Raw genomic sequence first — 15,336 nt, forward strand, 5'->3', positions numbered from 1 at the left:
TGTTTTCTCTCTAAATTAATTGTGCGATATAAGGTTCAATATATCGACGATCTTTTAAATCGTTTGGTAAATGGTAAAGAGAGAAATATTGCATTGTCTCTGATTCATTGTAATCAATCACTAAATTACCAAGCACATTTCTTGTATAGAAGACTGCTGTAACGGCGTATAATTCGTCCCCATTCGAAACTTGAAGGTAACAATCCGGACCAGAAAAAACACCTAGTAACTGTAAATCTGTGATGGCTAGTCCTGTCTCTTCTTGTACCTCTCTTTTGGCAGTATCCTCTAAGCTCTCTCCTAATTCCATTAAGCCTCCAGGGAGCCCCCAACCGCCATCATATCTTTTTTGTAGTAATATTTCGTTTTCAGTATTAAGAATGAGAACCACCGAACCAGGTAAAATAATTGGTTGGTGTCCTACATACTGTCTTAAAAATTTATAGTATTCCATAATGACACCTCTTTCTCTAAATAATTATAATTGGTAAATTCTTCTTAATTATGGTCTTTGTATAATCTGAAAGTCAATGGTAACGCTAACATAGATTGTTGTGAAGAAGGAGAGAATACTTGAATGGATTCATTTCAACTAAATTGTTGGTCAGAACATGGAGAACTGAAAGTAGTGATGCTTTGTGCACCTTCACTCGTAGATGTAACGGATTTAACAATAGCAGAGCAGGTTGGTTGGAGTGATACGGTCAACCATCAGAAGGCGATGGATAATTTCATGGCATTAAAGACAACATTCGAAAACGCAGGGGTACATGTACTTGATTATGCAAGAGAACTAGCCTACGATCAGCAGCTATTAAGTGAGCAGCTCCTCAATCGTTATTTTGTGCGTGACCTAGCCTGTGTCATTGGGAATCGGCTTTTACTTGGAAATGCTGGAACCTCACTTAGAAAACCAGAGTACCCTCTTGCACATTCACTATTAGAAAAATGGTTTCCACAACAATGGAAAGCTAATTTGCAGCCGCTTCATTCCTTCGAATGTGGAGATTTGTTAATTTTAAATAAAGATGCTGTACTTATTAATCTTGGAATGAGAACTTCGATAGAAGCTATCGAAAGCTTAAAGGAAGGCATTTTTCAAGAGGGGTTTTCTGAAATTGCCATAATTGATTTACCGAAAAGCAATGATACACTGCATTTAGATATGAATTGTAATGTTGTAAATGCGAATCTGGTTGTTGCTAAAAGCTTTGTACGCCATTTTCCTATTCAGGTGTTAACAGCTCAAAGCAGTCGTTTTGATATGGTAGAGTCATTTTTAAAGCGTCATGGTTTGGATGTTTACTGGCTGAACTCGTATAAGACCATTCCAGACATCAACTTTATTAACCTGAATCCAGAAACACTGTTGATAAGCAAGCAGGCAACACAACAACAATTATTAGCGCATCCACTGCTGAAGAATAAAAACTTGCTTGAAGTTGATGTCACGGAGCTTGAAAAAGGCGGTGGTGGCATTCGATGTATGACATTGCCATTGGTAAGAACGTAACGAAGGGTTGAGAACAAATGACTTCAAAATCAGCTAAAGGAAGTATGGCCTGGTGGCAGCTTTCGCTTCTTGGTATCGGTTGTACTTTGGGCACTGGCTTTTTTCTTGGGACAAGTATGGCCATTCATAAAAGTGGGCCTGCGGTATTAATACCTTTTTTATTAGCGGCCATTTGTACGTATATCGTGTATGATGCACTTGTTAAAATGTCTGTGGAAAATCCAGATAAAGGCTCTTTTCGTACCTATGCCAAGCAAGCCTTTGGACGCTGGGCAGGATTTAGCAATGGCTGGGTGTACTTGATTTCTGAGCTATTAATCATGGGAAGCCAGCTGATGGCGCTCGGCATTTTTACGAAATTTTGGTTTCCGGTGCTGCCCCTGTGGATTGCTGCATCGATTTATGCTGCTATTGGTTTAGTCGTTATTCTCACAGGCATGAAGGGCTTTGAAAATTTCCAAAATATCTTCGGTGCCTTAAAGGCAGCTGCCATCATTATGTTCATTATTGTAGCAGTGGTTATCATCATGAGAGGTACACCATCTACTACAATGGCTTCACTTCAAGCTAATTATGAAGCATTTTTTTCACAAGGACTAAAAGGTATTTGGCTCGGATTACTTTATGCCTTTTATGCCTACGGAGGAATTGAAGTGATGGGTTTAATGGTCATCGATTTGAAAAATCCAAAAGAGGCGCCAAAAGCGGGGAGAATTATGCTGATCGTGATTACCGTTATTTTTATCATGGCCATCGCCCTTGCATTAGTACTCGTTTCATGGAAAGACTTTTCGATTGATGAAAGTCCTTTTATTACAGCGCTTCAAGGACACCATATCCCTTTTGTGGCAGATATCTTTAATGGTGTGCTAATCATTGCTGGTTTTTCAACGATGGTGGCCTCGCTTTACGCGGTGATCACCATTCTCACTACACTTGCAGAGGATCATGATGCACCGGCAGTCCTTGCAAAGAAAGGAAAAATGAAAGTTCCTTTTCCAGCCTTTTTATTTTTAACGAGTGGGCTAGTAATTACGATTGTAATTGGTTTTTTGATGCCAGAAAAAATCTTTGAATATTTGATTACAGCGGCGGGTTTAATGTTGATCTATAATTGGCTTTTTATTTTAGTGACCTACTGGAAGCTCATGGAGTTAACTAAGTGGGGGCATGCAAAGAATGCTATGGGGATGTTGCTCATTGCTGTGACGGTATCTGGAACTTTAGGTGAAAAAACAAGCAGACTCGGTTTTTATGTGAGCCTGCTCTTTATAGCCTTAATCAGTGTGGCGACCTGGATTGTTGTGAAAAGGCAAAAAAACATTACGTAATGAACCGTTTTCCTGAGACATCCTTAAAAAAGGACATTTGGATGGACTATGGTTATCATCACTTAAGAAGTACTGCTTCCATTCATAACTATCTTCTTGCCCATACCATTTCAAATCTGGATGTCCTGGGACTGTGTCGTAGTCTGCAATCCGCTGACGAATGAGCTTTTTGATTTTTCGCCCAAAGGCTGTGGTGTCGTTTATATCATCGAATATCCAACGGGGTTGAATGGCCATTAATAAAGTGGAAAAATGACGACTCTTTCGCAATTTATGGGCTGGTGTTGCACAAGAGATAAAATAGGGTTCACCATGAAAGCAAAACTCCCATTCATGGTGAGTAGGCTCCATTGGTATTCCTTCAGGCCAATTCATCTCATCCAATTTGGTTAAATTATTTAATATGGACCAAAATAACTGCTGATAATCTGCTACCTCAAAGCTATCTTGCATATCGTGAGGGGTATGAAAGAACACAGTAAGAGTTGTATACTTCCCGAAAGTTCGTGATGCTTTCGTATAGTCCTTTAAGCATTGTGCTAACATTTTAATCGATTGCTCTTCCCGTGGATCCCCGACAAAACTATAGCGCAAATGGTTTGATAAAAAGCCCATTCTTGCTGGTATACACGGAAACGTATTTGCTTCATCCGCAATCGTGGCAGCAAAATCTGTATAGGCTGACCGTTGCCATAATGGAAGTGTATCAAACTGTTCTTCAATCCACTCCCGATCAAACACTACTTCCACTTGAGACTCCTCCTTCTACTCACCTTTATACTATTAAAGAAAAGACAAAGTGGTTACGAATCTGTGGTGCGTGACACTAAAGATTTTTAATGATTCAAGTCAAATTATGGCTAACCTTTTTGCGTGTAAGATGAATAATTCCATAAAGAAGAATGAGCAGTTTTGGTTTAGAAGTGATCACTCCGAGCAAGGAGATGAGCAATTTGAAGTAAAAGAGAGCGCTTCGAACCAAGGAAAGAGCGGCTTTGCATGAAAAGAGAGTGTTTCAAGCCAATAAAAGAGCAGCTTTGAATCAGAAGCGAGCACTTTAAACCAAAGAAAGAGCGGTTTTGAACAAAAAATGATCACTTCGAGCAAAGAAAAGATCGGTTGTGAAAAAAATGATCACTTCAAACTAAAGCAAGAGCAATTTCAGTCAAAAAAGATCTCGCCTCCTGCTTCTCCAATAGTAGCGATCACCACACCCGAAAAGCAGCATGGTCTTAGCCGTTTTGCTGTAAAACCTTTTCCTCTAAAATGGTTAGAGCATGTTGGATGTCCTTTAGATCATCCTGTGTTGCGTGTTGAATAAGCTGTAAAAAGCGTTCTTCGATACAGGCAAATGCCTCCTCCATCATTTTTTCACCCTCTTTGGATAAACGGACATACTGCTTTCTGCGGTCGGCTGTGTCGTTAAATTTTTCGATTAGCTGCCGTTCCTGCAATTTCCGAAGTTCACGGCTTGTGTTGGGTAGGGACATATGCTGACATTCACTGATTTCCGTTGGTGTGACAGGTTGGCTTACTTTAATATATTCAAGAATTTTATATTGTAGCGGTGTGATATTCGCAGTGTTAACATTTTGTGTGAGATCATGTGTCACTTGATGGATTGTGGCTGTAAATGCTACAAACTGATGAAATAAAGCGCTTTTATTCAATGGGATCACCTCTTACTGTCAAGATAACAAATAACTTGTCCTAAAACAATTATCATTTGACAACTAAAATGAAATGAATTATTATTTTGTTATCAAATGATAAGTAATGAGGAGGCGCACAATGAAAACGTTAATTGTTTATACATATCCCAACCATAAAAGTTTAAATTATGCTTTTTTACAAGAAGTGATAAAGGGGTGTCGAGAGAATCCTGCCATCGAGGAGATTCAGATACTAGATTTATATGAAGAAGAGTTCGATCCACGCTTAATTTTCCATGAACATAAACGACGTCGTGATATGTATCGGGATCCGAAAATGGAAAAATACCGCCAACAGCTCTCTTGGGCAGATCAAATTGTATTTGTTTATCCGATATGGTGGGGGAGACCGCCAGCCATGCTGTTAGGATATATCGACCAATTATTTGCAGCAAATTTTGCTTATCGAGATACAAAGGGTTTATTTCCAGAGGGTCTTTTAAAAGGGAAATCTGTAGTCTGTGTGTCCACGATGAAGGGGCCAACCAATTATCCATTTTTATGGTTGAACAATGCACATAAAATTTTAATGAAAAGGGCGTTGTTTAAATTTGTTGGAATGAAAAAAGTGAAGTTTTTTGAGTTTGGTAATATGGAAAGTAAAAAGGGGAAGCAACAGCAAAAACTAAATAAAGTATATCGATACTTTAGTAAAGTAGCATACTAGAAAAAATAACTCATGCAGACGGGGTTAGTCGTTTGCATGAGTTGGCGTACTGTCGATGGGGACAGTAATCAAAAATCTTGTATATTCTGCTATTGTGCTTTCTACAGCAATGGTTCCATGATGCATCTCAATTATTTTTTTGACAATGGCTAGCCCTAATCCGCTACCGCCATTTCCAGCAGTTCGCGATTGATCGGCCTTATAAAACCTTTCGAAAATATGCTTTTGTTGTTCTTCGGTTAAGCCTATGCCAGTATCTTGAACCAGAATGGTTATCGTGTCGAACTGCTTTTTCATAGATAATGAGATGGTTCCATTGGTAGGTGTAAACTTAATACTGTTTGTCAGTAAATTCATCCAGACTTGATTCATCAAATCCTCATCTGCAGTGATGCTTAGGTTATCAAGATCGAGATCAAAGTCAATCTGTTTGGCTAACCAATTCGGTTCTAGTGCCAGCACAACATTGCGTAATTGTTTATCGAGTCGATAAGTTATAGGCTCAAATGGATGGTGCTGCGATTCTAAGGAAGTTAGCTTGAGCAAATTGTCGCTAATTTTTGATAAACGATTACTTTCTAATTCAATTATAGCTAAATAATGCTGACGTTTTTCTTCAGGTAGGTTAATATTTTTCAAAGCCTTGGCAAAGCCATTTATAGATGTTAAAGGTGATTGAATTTCATGGGAGACATTGGAAATGAACTCCTGACGCATTCTTTCCAGTTCACCTAACTCAACAGCCATATGATTAATACCATGAATCAATTGCCCAAATTGATCCTCCTCATCTGCTCTCAAATCCAGCTGAACATCAAAATCACCTTTTGCCATGCGGCTTAATGCATCTACAATCGTATCCCAATAGTTACGTTGTCGATTTAGTCCGATTAAAAAGATAATGGCAGCTGAACAGGCAAAGAGTGCAAACACCCCAATCACTGTTGCTAGTTGTAGCCAAAATCCATGAGGCTCAGTTCCTAACCGTCCATACAGCCATGAAGTTACATGATAGGAAATAAAAGCGAAAACGGTGTTTGCAATCAGAAACAGGCAAAAGACCAGCGCTAATCTTAACAAGAATCTTCGTTTTCTCATGTGCCTAGTTCCAAGCGGTAACCAAGACCACGAATGGTGCGAATGACAAAGCCACTCGTCTCCTGTGGAAAGCGTTCTCGTATTCTTTTGATATGGACATCAACTGTTCGTTCATCTCCCTCATAGTCGTAGCCCCAGATTTCTTCGATCAACTGTTCACGGGAAAAGGTTTTGCCAACATAGCTTGCAAGTGTAAATAATAGCTCGAACTCCTTCAAACGAAGGAGAATCGTCTCGCCGTTCATTTCCACTTCATGTGTATGGCGATTTAATTTGACATGACCAGCCTCTACAACTTGAGAAAGGGAGATACGATATCTTTTTAAAATAGACTTAACACGTACGATTAGCTCGGCAGGCTCGAATGGCTTCACAAGATAATCATCTGTCCCTAAATGAAAGCCCTTGATTTTTTGAGAGGTTTCTCCTTTAGCTGTTAGCATAAGGATTGGTAGATCTGTATTGAATGAACGTATTTCCTCACATAATGCCCAGCCATCCATGTTGGGCATCATAATATCCATCACGACCATATCGACTTTCTCAGTGTCTAATTTAGACAGTGCATCGACACCATCGATAGCCTCTATTACTTCTAAGCCCTCGTTTTGCAGAAACACTTTTACCAATTCGCGAATATGTGCATCATCATCCACGACTAATAGTTTTGTCATCTCAACAAACCCCTTTATTCTACGTCTTTAATGCGTAATTGCTGCATGGCAAACTCACGATACATAGCATGTGTTTCAAAGAGTGTTTCGTGTGTACCACAGCCTGTAATATGCCCTTTCTCAATAAACAATATTTGATCGGCATCTACCACTGTCGATAAACGGTGCGCAATGACTAGTGTTGTGCGTCCTTGCATTAAGTTGTCTAATGCTTTTTGTACATAAATTTCTGAATTACTATCTAAGCTTGATGTTGCCTCATCCAGCATTAATATTTGCGGATTACGTAAGAGCGCTCTTGCGATAGAGATACGCTGACGTTGTCCTCCTGAAAGCTTGATGCCTCGTTCTCCAACTTCAGTATCGAACTTATCTGGAAGCTCGTTAATAAATTGATCTGCATAGGCCATTTTAGCCACTTTTTCTAGCTCATCATCTTGCACTTCACGGTCTATACCATAGCAAATGTTTTCTCGAATCGTACCTGAGAGCAGGGCACTTTCCTGCGCTACATAGCCGATTTGACTGCGCCAAGAGTGGAGTGAAAAAGTTTCGATTGGTGTATCTCCTAGTGTGATACTGCCGTTCGTTGGCTGATAATATCGTTCTAGCAGTGAAAATGTAGTTGTTTTACCGCCACCACTTGGTCCAACGATGGCTGTTACTTTGCCTGGCTCAATTGTGAAGTTAATATCGGATAAAATGGGCTCCTCACCATAAGAAAAATCAACATTTTTAAGATAAATGGGTTGATCTATTTTTTCTACTGTTAAGCCTTCTTCAATACGTTCTTCCTCGTATTCAAGCAATGCACTAATTCGTTCTGTAGCACCCATGGCTTTTTGGAGCTGGGTAAAGAACATCGTTAATTGCGTCATTGGCATAATGATTTGGATTAAATATAAAATAAATGCCACCATATCGCCAGCCGTCAGCTCTCCAGAGGAAACACGGACACCACCATAGCCAATAATAGCTACAAGCACAGACATCAGAACGAATGAAATCAGCGGGGAAATCAGTGCATGAATTTTTGCTTCTTTTAAGCCAAATGTAAAGAGATTCGTAATGCCCTTTTTTCCACGCTCATATTCAATTTGCTCAGCATTTGAAGCCTTGACTAGGCGCGTTTCAGGTAAAACTTGATTTAATACAGACGTAAATTTTGCTGTTTCATCTTGCATTCCTTTTGAAATCACAAACATGCGTCGCCCTAACAACATTAAGATCACCATAGCCAGTGGTACGGCAATCAGCATGACTAATGTCATTTTCCAATCTAAAAATAGAAGAATGATGATAGAACCTATAATGGAAATAACGCCAGATAAACAGTTTGCTAAATGCTCTGTTATAAGCTCTTTCACAACCCCTGTGTCATTCGTAACACGGCTCAATGTTTCACCAGTATCATGTTCATCATAATAGGGGATTGGTAAATGCAACAGCTTTCGCCATAGCTGGTCACGTAATTTTGCCACAACATGATGTCCAACTCGATTTAAATAATAGATGGATAATCCACTGGCAATAGCCTGGGCGATAAAGGCAATACCTAGTACAATAATTTGCCAATAATTAAGCGATTCTAACGAAAAGCCATCCACTAATTGTTTTGTAAATAATGGAACAATAAACCCTACACCTGTCGTTGCTAAACTCATCACTAAAGCGATGACAAGTAGCCATATCGGTGGTTCGGCACGTTTTACTAACTGTATAAAACGGCGCCAATCTTTTTGTTTAGACATATCATTTGATGTTTCTTGCAAAGAAATAAGCCTCCTTCATTGTCTGAAAACAATGTATTTCGTTTCTATGGCTTTACTATAGCATGCGTTTATGAACTGAATATGAAATGAATGGTCATCAAAAAAGGTGATGCGATCACCACCTTTTGATACTAGTCTGCAAATTCATCGTGGTATAAAGACTTACCAAGCAAGCGATAGATTCTTAAGGCTAGCTGGATTTGTAACAGCTCCTCATAGCTTTTTAAATCTGTTTTTAAAATTTCTTTAATCTTTTCAATCCGATAAATTAACGTATTGCGATGGATAAACATTTCCTTGGCTGTTTCACTTATATTCATATGATTGATAAAGTAATTTTCTAATGTAAGTAGATAGCTTGTCCCATGTAATAGATCATGCTCAAAGACAGAACCCAAGCTTTCTAAGAAAAAGTCCTTTAGCTGCACTTCATTAATATTCGAATCTAAAAAATGATAAATGGAGTGATCCGCATAATGAGCCACTGCTCCACGCTCTTCGAAGCGGTGCATAAGACGGAGAGCTTCATGTGCCTCTGCAAAGCTTTTATGGACAAAACGTATATGTTTATATTCTTTGCCAATTCCCATTAAGAAAGAGCTTTGCGTATGTTGCTGTACTAATAATTGGAGAATGTTTTCTGCGTATTGCTTTGTTTCATTGATCGTGAAATCTTGTTTGCTGTCTTGCTGTCCAACTAATATAATGATTTGATTGTTGCGATAAAGGCATGTAATTTCTCCATTAATTGTGCTAGAGTGCTCATAAATTAAATTCATACATTTTTTTGCAATATTATCGGTTTCGTATTTTCTAGAAATTAAATCATGCTGGTTTTGCAAATTTTCATGGCTAATAGAGATGACGATGCAATAATATTTATGGTTGATCTTTAAGCCGTGGAGATCGCATAGTGTTTGTAGCGTTTCAAGCGAAGTGATTTTTCCAGTCAATAAATCATCAAAAAACTCTTGTTTAATCTTTAGTCGTACACCCTCAATTTCCTTCTGTTTTATCCTTTCTAGTGCCACAATCGTGGAGGCTTGCTCTAAAACGATGAAATCAAACTCATTCAGATCCCGTACAGTTTGCCAAATGACAATATAGCCATAAATATAGTTGGCTACTGCAACAGGAAGAATTCTACATTTTACGGCTAGATCTTCTAATTGATAGATTCGTGTAATGGATTTTTGCATTTCATTGAGATCATTCGGAATGGTATTTATAAAATCCTTTGAAAATGTTGGACGATTCTTCTTTAAATTAATGCCATAGGCAAGGGGCACAGGATTCGTATCAAGATCTGTATAATGCAGTAAATTCCAGTCATTATCTAAAAAAATAATCGGGTTATTAATTGTTTCAGCTAACTTAGAGGAAATAGATTCGATGCCTCCTCCTTCAAGCGCCACCTTAAATAGCGTATTGTGCATGTCCAAAGATTTTCTATTTAATAGATCATAACGGCCAGATGCCTTTTCATTGATAATCGAGATGACCTTGGAAAGGGTGTAATTATAAGGTAACTCTAATAACGGCAATCCATGCTGATTGGCAATATCGATCATGTTTTGAGGCGTCTTTTGTAAATAGCGTCTCATTTTAATAACAAGGCCTGCACAATTGATTTTAGAGATTTCTTGGATAATTTTATTTTGTAAGGCTTCGTCATCTTGGAAGATGTAACCAGTCGTTAACAGTAATTCATTCGGTGTCAGCCAATCAAATGCATCGGGATTTTCGATAATATTCACAAGTGCAATTTCATTGTGAATTCCTTGCTCTCCAGCAACAATTTTAATTCCTTCAAGTGCCTTTATCTCTAATATATCTTTAATTGTTAGCAAATGATTTCACTCCTTCGCCATAATCTTATCACAAAACATTGTACATATTGCCTAAATGATCTACATTCTTTTTGGTTTTGCTAAACAATGATATCTACGGCATAAGAGAATAAAATAAAGCTTGTAAGACGGAAATGTGAAAGTAGTAACATTCTCGCGGTTTATTTCTTTTTAGTTGAAATGAACAATAGGTCAGAGAAATGGAGGAATGAAATTGGTAGATATGAATGTGGTCTCAGAATTTTTAACTGCAGCTGAAGCAGGTGATAATAACGCTCTGAAAGGTTATTTACAACAAGGTGTGGATATTAATTCTCAAAATAAGCGCAAACGTACAGCAATTTTACTTGCTGCGATGAATGATCAATTAGAAACAGTAAAATTTTTAATTCAGGAAGGGGCAGATATTGACCTTCAAGATCAAATTTGTTTAAACCCATTTTTGTATGGATGTATAAATGGAAAGTTAGAGCTTGTGAAAATAATGCTACAAGCAAACACAGATTTAGAGCGTTTAACACGCTTTGGCGGTGTAGGGATTCATCCAGCAAGTGAGAAGGGCTTTGTAGAGGTAGTTCGTGAACTTGTAACGACTACAGACATCAATGTCAACCATACAAATATTTGTGGATGGACACCATTGATTGAAGCCATTCTCCTCAATGATGGGGGAGAAAAGCAACAAGAAATAGTTCGTCTATTAGTTGAACATGGAGCAGATACACAATTAGTGGATCAATATGGTGTGACACCATTAACAATGGCTAGAGAAAAAGGATTTACTGAAATTGAAAAAATTCTACTAGAAGCAGGAGCGAAATAGTAGTACTCCTACGACATAAAGAGGTGTACATATGATACATGCCAAATCGGGTGATGATTATTTCCTGCAGCAAATAGTGGCGACGTTTACGGGAACGGTTCATAGCGTGTTTAAACATGCCTTAAATATACGGAGTGATGGTAAGGATGAAATTTTTACACTTGCTACGAAGGCAATGGATCGGGCACCCAATACACTTGTCATTGATCTTGATACATTGGATCACCTGGGCATTCAGCAACATGACAGGGTATCGGTTCGCCATAATCAACTATTAATAGAAGAAAAATTAATAATAGCGATCCCAACCGCCTCTCGTTGGCAATGTCAGCTACCTATTTATCCAGCAAATTGTACACGCTTAAAAATGAATATGATCCGTGTAAAACAATTCATTGATTTACATGGGAAAGGCGGCGGCATAAAACGTAATGATTCTCCCGTCAGTGAATTTGAAGCGGAGACATCGAGATTATTACAGCAGCGCACAACTTTACTTTATGAGGAAATATTGAATCAACGTTTGGATCGTTTTCAGGCATATGCAGCTGATTTAGTAGGCTTGGGGCCAGGGCTAACACCATCAGGGGATGATTTTTTAGTAGGCTTATTTGCTATCATTCACTTACAAAATAGCCCGTGTTCTATGTATAAACCTTTGTGTGAAAGCGTCATCAAAGTGATTCAGCCTTTGACCAATGAGATTAGCTTTACAACATTGAAGAAGGCAGCATATGGACAAGTAAGGGAGTCCATCTGTTCATTCATACACGCCATTTTATATGGCACAGAAGTGGAATCCATTGAGGCTCTGAGAAAGGTGCTTGCTATTGGCTCTTCCTCAGGAACAGATATTGCCTTAGGGCTGATAAGTGGCTTAGAAGCCAATATAAAATTAGGAGGATAATGATGAGTATTAAAGTCGTAATTAAGCGCAACACATATTTTGATTCAGTGTCATTGATGTCACTATCTACAAAAGCGAATCAAATTGAAGGCGTCGAGCAAGCAATTATTGGTATGGGTACGGAGATGAACAAAGGAGTCATTCGTAACGTTGGTTTGATGACGCCAGAAGTGGAGGAAGCAACAGCAGGGGACTTAATGATTATTGTTAAAACTGCTAATGCGGATCAAATAGAAAGCGCTTACCTAGCAGTGGAAGAATTACTAACAAATAAAGATAAAGCACAAGCAAAAAGTGATATTAAATATGCAACGATTGATTCAGCTGCACAAGGAATTCCTGATGCAAACTTTGCGGTCATTTCTGTCAATGGGGCATTTGCTGTTCGCGAAGCACGCAAAGCACTTGAAAATGATCTACACGTGATGCTTTTCAGTGATAATGTGAGCGTTGAAGACGAAGTAGAATTAAAAACTTTAGCACATGAAAAAGGCTTATTAATGATGGGACCAGACTGTGGTACCGCTATTATTGGTAATACAGGACTTTGCTTTGCAAACGCTGTAAGAAAAGGCAATATCGGTATCGTAGCGGCATCTGGTACAGGTAGCCAAGAAGTAAGTGTTCGCATTCATGACTTCGGTGGTGGTATCACACAACTGATCGGTACTGGCGGAAGAGATTTAAGTAAAGAAGTGGGCGGTATGATGATGCTTGATGGAATCAAAGCACTAGAAGCCGATGAAGCCACTAAAGTGATTGTACTTGTATCGAAGCCACCTGAAGCAAGTGTTGAGAAAAAAGTACTCGCACAAATTAAAGAATGCAGCAAACCGGTAGTGGTTTATTTTATAGGTGGTAATGAAGAGGCTGTAGTCGCAGCTGGTGGACAATTTGCTAAAACATCGAAAGAAGCAGCCTTAAAGGCAGTCTTACTAGCAGGTATTGATGAAGCAGGTATTAACAAACGTGCACTTAACATTCCATTAGTTGAAGCGGTTCGTGCAAAATTAGCGCCAGAGCAAAAATACATTCGTGGGTTATTCTGTGGCGGTACGCTTTGTGATGAATCTATGTATCTAGCTATGGAAAAATTAGATAATATTTACAGTAACATCCAAAAGAATCCTGATTTCTTATTGAAAGATATCAATGTGAGTCAGGAACATACATTCATTGACTTCGGTGATGATGATTTTACAAATGGTAAACCACATCCAATGATCGATCCGTCTTCTCGCATAGAGCGCTTCTTACAAGAAGCAAAAGATCCGACAGTTGGTGTCATTGTGATGGACTTCGTATTAGGCTTTGGCTCTCATGAAGACCCAGTAGGTGTTATGCTTCCCGCCATCATTGAAGCTAAACAATTTGCTGAAAAAGAAGGTAGACATTTAGAGATCATTGGGTATGTCCTTGGAACAGACTTAGATACGCCAAACATAGATGAGCAAGTGGAAAAATTAGTCGATGCAGGTGTTACACATGCAAGCAGTAGTACAAATGCAGGGTTACTTGCTAGAGAAATGGTGTTGAAAGGAGAAAATCATGAGTAAGATTAATGAACTTTTCACAAGTAAAATTAACGTAATTAACGTAGGTATTGAACTTTTTAAGGATGATATATTAGCACAAAATGCAAGTGCTACACACCTAGAGTGGTCACCACCGGGAGGAGGTAAGCCAGAAATTATTGCAGCACTAAACAAAATCGATAAAGCAGAACTTGCTGAAAAAATCGAAGCAGCAAATCGTCTTGCGGTGGAAAAAATTGTGAACTCTCAACCCGTGTTGATTGGTTTCGATCAAGCCATCAATGTTGTACCTGGCATGACGAAAAAAACAATTTTACACGCAGGACCACCCATTACTTGGGAAGATATGAATGGCCCAATGAAGGGCGCTGTGATGGGTGCTCTTGTATTCGAAGGATTAGCAAAAGATTTAGAAGAAGCAGCAGAGGTAGCGGCGTCTGGAGATATTACATTCTCACCTTGCCATGAGCATAATGCAGTTGGTTCAATGGCTGGGGTAACATCTGCTTCGATGTTTATGCACATCGTTGAAAATAAAACGTATGGCAATATCGCCTATACAAATTTAAGTGAGCAAATGGCAAAAATCTTGCGTATGGGTGCCAACGATGACAGCGTTGTCGAGCGATTAATATGGATGCGTGATGTGTTAGGACCAATTTTACGTGATGCAATGAAATTAAATAAAGACGGCATCGATCTACGATTAATGCTTGCACAAGCGCTCCACATGGGTGACGAATGTCATAACCGTAATAATGCAGGTACAAGCTTATTAATTCAAGCATTGACACCATATATCTTAGAAACAGATTATCCTGTTGAACAGAAGCGAGCAGTATTTGATTTCGTGGCAAGTAGTGATTATTTTTCAGGTCCTACATGGATGGCATGCTGTAAATGTGCATTAGATGCTGCACATGGAATCGAATATAGTACTGTCGTGACAACAATGGCACGTAACGGTGTAGAATTTGGTGTTCGTATTAGTGGCATGCCAGGTAATACATGGTTTACTGGCCCAGCACAAAAAGTAATCGGACCGATGTTTGCTGGCTACAAACCAGAGGATTCAGGTCTTGATATAGGGGATAGTGCTATTACAGAAACTTACGGTATTGGTGGTTTCGCAATGGCTACTGCACCAGCAATCGTTGCTTTAGTAGGTGGAACAGTGGATGAAGCAATTGGTTATTCTCGTAAAATGAAAGAAATTACGACGACAGAAAACCAAAATATTACCATTCCATTATTAAACTTCATGGGAATTCCTACTGGTATTGATATTCGCAAAGTCATCCAATCAGGTATTCTTCCAATTATTAATACAGCTATCGCACATAAAGAGGCTGGAATCGGTATGATTGGTGCTGGTATCACAAATCCTCCAATGGAAGCTTTTGAAAAAGCATTAATTACAATTAGTGAGAAGTGGGCTTAAGCCCACTTCCTAT

At 38.8% G+C, this 15,336-nt stretch carries 14 protein-coding genes; 7 read left to right on the top strand and 7 right to left on the bottom strand.

The genetic code is table 11. The features are described 5' to 3' along the window. Window positions 1-10: 10 nt before the first annotated feature. Window positions 11-454, bottom strand: a complete 444-nt coding sequence (locus LBYS11_RS07250) for an NUDIX hydrolase (RefSeq protein WP_103117744.1) — start codon at window positions 452-454, stop codon at window positions 11-13. Window positions 455-577: 123 nt separating this feature from the next. Between LBYS11_RS07250 and LBYS11_RS07255 the strand changes: the two genes are divergently transcribed. Together LBYS11_RS07255 and LBYS11_RS07260 are read left to right on the top strand one after the other, a co-directional pair. Then, on the top strand, window positions 578-1,513 hold the full coding sequence (locus tag LBYS11_RS07255; RefSeq protein ID WP_103117745.1) for an arginine deiminase family protein: 936 nt from the start codon (window positions 578-580) through the stop codon (window positions 1,511-1,513). 17 nt (window positions 1,514-1,530) lie between these two features. Further along, window positions 1,531-2,844, top strand: coding sequence for an amino acid permease (locus LBYS11_RS07260; RefSeq protein ID WP_103117746.1), 1,314 nt, complete (start codon window positions 1,531-1,533; stop codon window positions 2,842-2,844). Here the strand turns inward: LBYS11_RS07260 and LBYS11_RS07265 are convergent. After that, the gene (locus LBYS11_RS07265; protein ID WP_054550748.1) at window positions 2,791-3,594 is read right to left on the bottom strand and encodes a YqcI/YcgG family protein; all 804 of its coding nucleotides are present in this window, start codon (window positions 3,592-3,594) and stop codon (window positions 2,791-2,793) included. The genes LBYS11_RS07260 and LBYS11_RS07265 overlap by 54 nt on opposite strands. Window positions 3,595-4,076: 482 nt before the next feature. Continuing rightward, window positions 4,077-4,514, bottom strand: a complete 438-nt coding sequence (locus LBYS11_RS07275; RefSeq protein ID WP_016994314.1) for a MarR family winged helix-turn-helix transcriptional regulator — start codon at window positions 4,512-4,514, stop codon at window positions 4,077-4,079. A 121-nt stretch (window positions 4,515-4,635) separates the two neighbouring features. Between LBYS11_RS07275 and LBYS11_RS07280 the strand changes: the two genes are divergently transcribed. After that, window positions 4,636-5,223, top strand: a complete 588-nt coding sequence (locus tag LBYS11_RS07280; protein ID WP_004232802.1) for an NAD(P)H-dependent oxidoreductase — start codon at window positions 4,636-4,638, stop codon at window positions 5,221-5,223. 24 nt (window positions 5,224-5,247) lie between these two features. On the opposite strand, the gene LBYS11_RS07285 is transcribed toward LBYS11_RS07280, so the two are convergent. From LBYS11_RS07285 to LBYS11_RS07300, 4 genes are all read right to left on the bottom strand, one after another. Beyond that, window positions 5,248-6,321 carry a sensor histidine kinase gene (locus LBYS11_RS07285; protein WP_199768301.1) on the bottom strand — a complete coding sequence of 358 codons (1,074 nt, stop codon included), beginning with the start codon at window positions 6,319-6,321 and terminating at the stop codon, window positions 5,248-5,250. Next, window positions 6,318-6,995, bottom strand: coding sequence for a response regulator transcription factor (locus tag LBYS11_RS07290; RefSeq protein ID WP_103117749.1), 678 nt, complete (start codon window positions 6,993-6,995; stop codon window positions 6,318-6,320). The genes LBYS11_RS07285 and LBYS11_RS07290 overlap by 4 nt, the downstream gene beginning before the upstream one ends. A 14-nt stretch (window positions 6,996-7,009) precedes the next feature. Then, window positions 7,010-8,767 (bottom strand): ABC transporter ATP-binding protein, encoded by a 1,758-nt coding sequence (locus LBYS11_RS07295; RefSeq protein ID WP_103117750.1) that lies wholly within the window; start codon window positions 8,765-8,767, stop codon window positions 7,010-7,012. Window positions 8,768-8,898: 131 nt separating this feature from the next. Then, window positions 8,899-10,617, bottom strand: a complete 1,719-nt coding sequence (locus LBYS11_RS07300; protein ID WP_054550754.1) for a PucR family transcriptional regulator — start codon at window positions 10,615-10,617, stop codon at window positions 8,899-8,901. Window positions 10,618-10,831: 214 nt separating this feature from the next. Here LBYS11_RS07300 and LBYS11_RS07305 point away from each other — a divergent pair, with 214 nt between their 5' ends. The 4 genes from LBYS11_RS07305 to LBYS11_RS07320 are packed head-to-tail and all read left to right on the top strand — an operon-like array spanning window position 10,832 to window position 15,323. Next, window positions 10,832-11,440, top strand: coding sequence for an ankyrin repeat domain-containing protein (locus tag LBYS11_RS07305; protein ID WP_103117751.1), 609 nt, complete (start codon window positions 10,832-10,834; stop codon window positions 11,438-11,440). 31 nt (window positions 11,441-11,471) lie between these two features. Then, window positions 11,472-12,347 (top strand): oxamate carbamoyltransferase subunit AllH family protein, encoded by an 876-nt coding sequence (locus tag LBYS11_RS07310; RefSeq protein ID WP_103117752.1) that lies wholly within the window; start codon window positions 11,472-11,474, stop codon window positions 12,345-12,347. 2 nt (window positions 12,348-12,349) lie between these two features. Then, window positions 12,350-13,903 carry an acyl-CoA synthetase FdrA gene (fdrA, locus tag LBYS11_RS07315; protein ID WP_103117753.1) on the top strand — a complete coding sequence of 518 codons (1,554 nt, stop codon included), beginning with the start codon at window positions 12,350-12,352 and terminating at the stop codon, window positions 13,901-13,903. After that, on the top strand, window positions 13,896-15,323 hold the full coding sequence (locus LBYS11_RS07320; protein ID WP_048389952.1) for a YlbE family protein: 1,428 nt from the start codon (window positions 13,896-13,898) through the stop codon (window positions 15,321-15,323). The genes fdrA and LBYS11_RS07320 overlap by 8 nt, the downstream gene beginning before the upstream one ends. Window positions 15,324-15,336: the final 13 nt, after the last annotated feature.

This window comes from Lysinibacillus sp. YS11 (genome assembly GCF_002896375.1).
GTDB lineage: Bacteria > Bacillota > Bacilli > Bacillales_A > Planococcaceae > Lysinibacillus > Lysinibacillus capsici.

Coding starts and splice junctions, on each gene's coding strand:
- LBYS11_RS07250 (WP_103117744.1), bottom strand. CDS start 454: ATGGAATACTATAAATTTTTAAGACAGTATGTAGGACACCAACCAATT.
- LBYS11_RS07255 (WP_103117745.1), top strand. CDS start 578: ATGGATTCATTTCAACTAAATTGTTGGTCAGAACATGGAGAACTGAAA.
- LBYS11_RS07260 (WP_103117746.1), top strand. CDS start 1,531: ATGACTTCAAAATCAGCTAAAGGAAGTATGGCCTGGTGGCAGCTTTCG.
- LBYS11_RS07280 (WP_004232802.1), top strand. CDS start 4,636: ATGAAAACGTTAATTGTTTATACATATCCCAACCATAAAAGTTTAAAT.
- LBYS11_RS07285 (WP_199768301.1), bottom strand. CDS start 6,321: ATGAGAAAACGAAGATTCTTGTTAAGATTAGCGCTGGTCTTTTGCCTG.
- LBYS11_RS07290 (WP_103117749.1), bottom strand. CDS start 6,995: ATGACAAAACTATTAGTCGTGGATGATGATGCACATATTCGCGAATTG.
- LBYS11_RS07310 (WP_103117752.1), top strand. CDS start 11,472: ATGATACATGCCAAATCGGGTGATGATTATTTCCTGCAGCAAATAGTG.
- fdrA (WP_103117753.1), top strand. CDS start 12,350: ATGAGTATTAAAGTCGTAATTAAGCGCAACACATATTTTGATTCAGTG.
- LBYS11_RS07320 (WP_048389952.1), top strand. CDS start 13,896: ATGAGTAAGATTAATGAACTTTTCACAAGTAAAATTAACGTAATTAAC.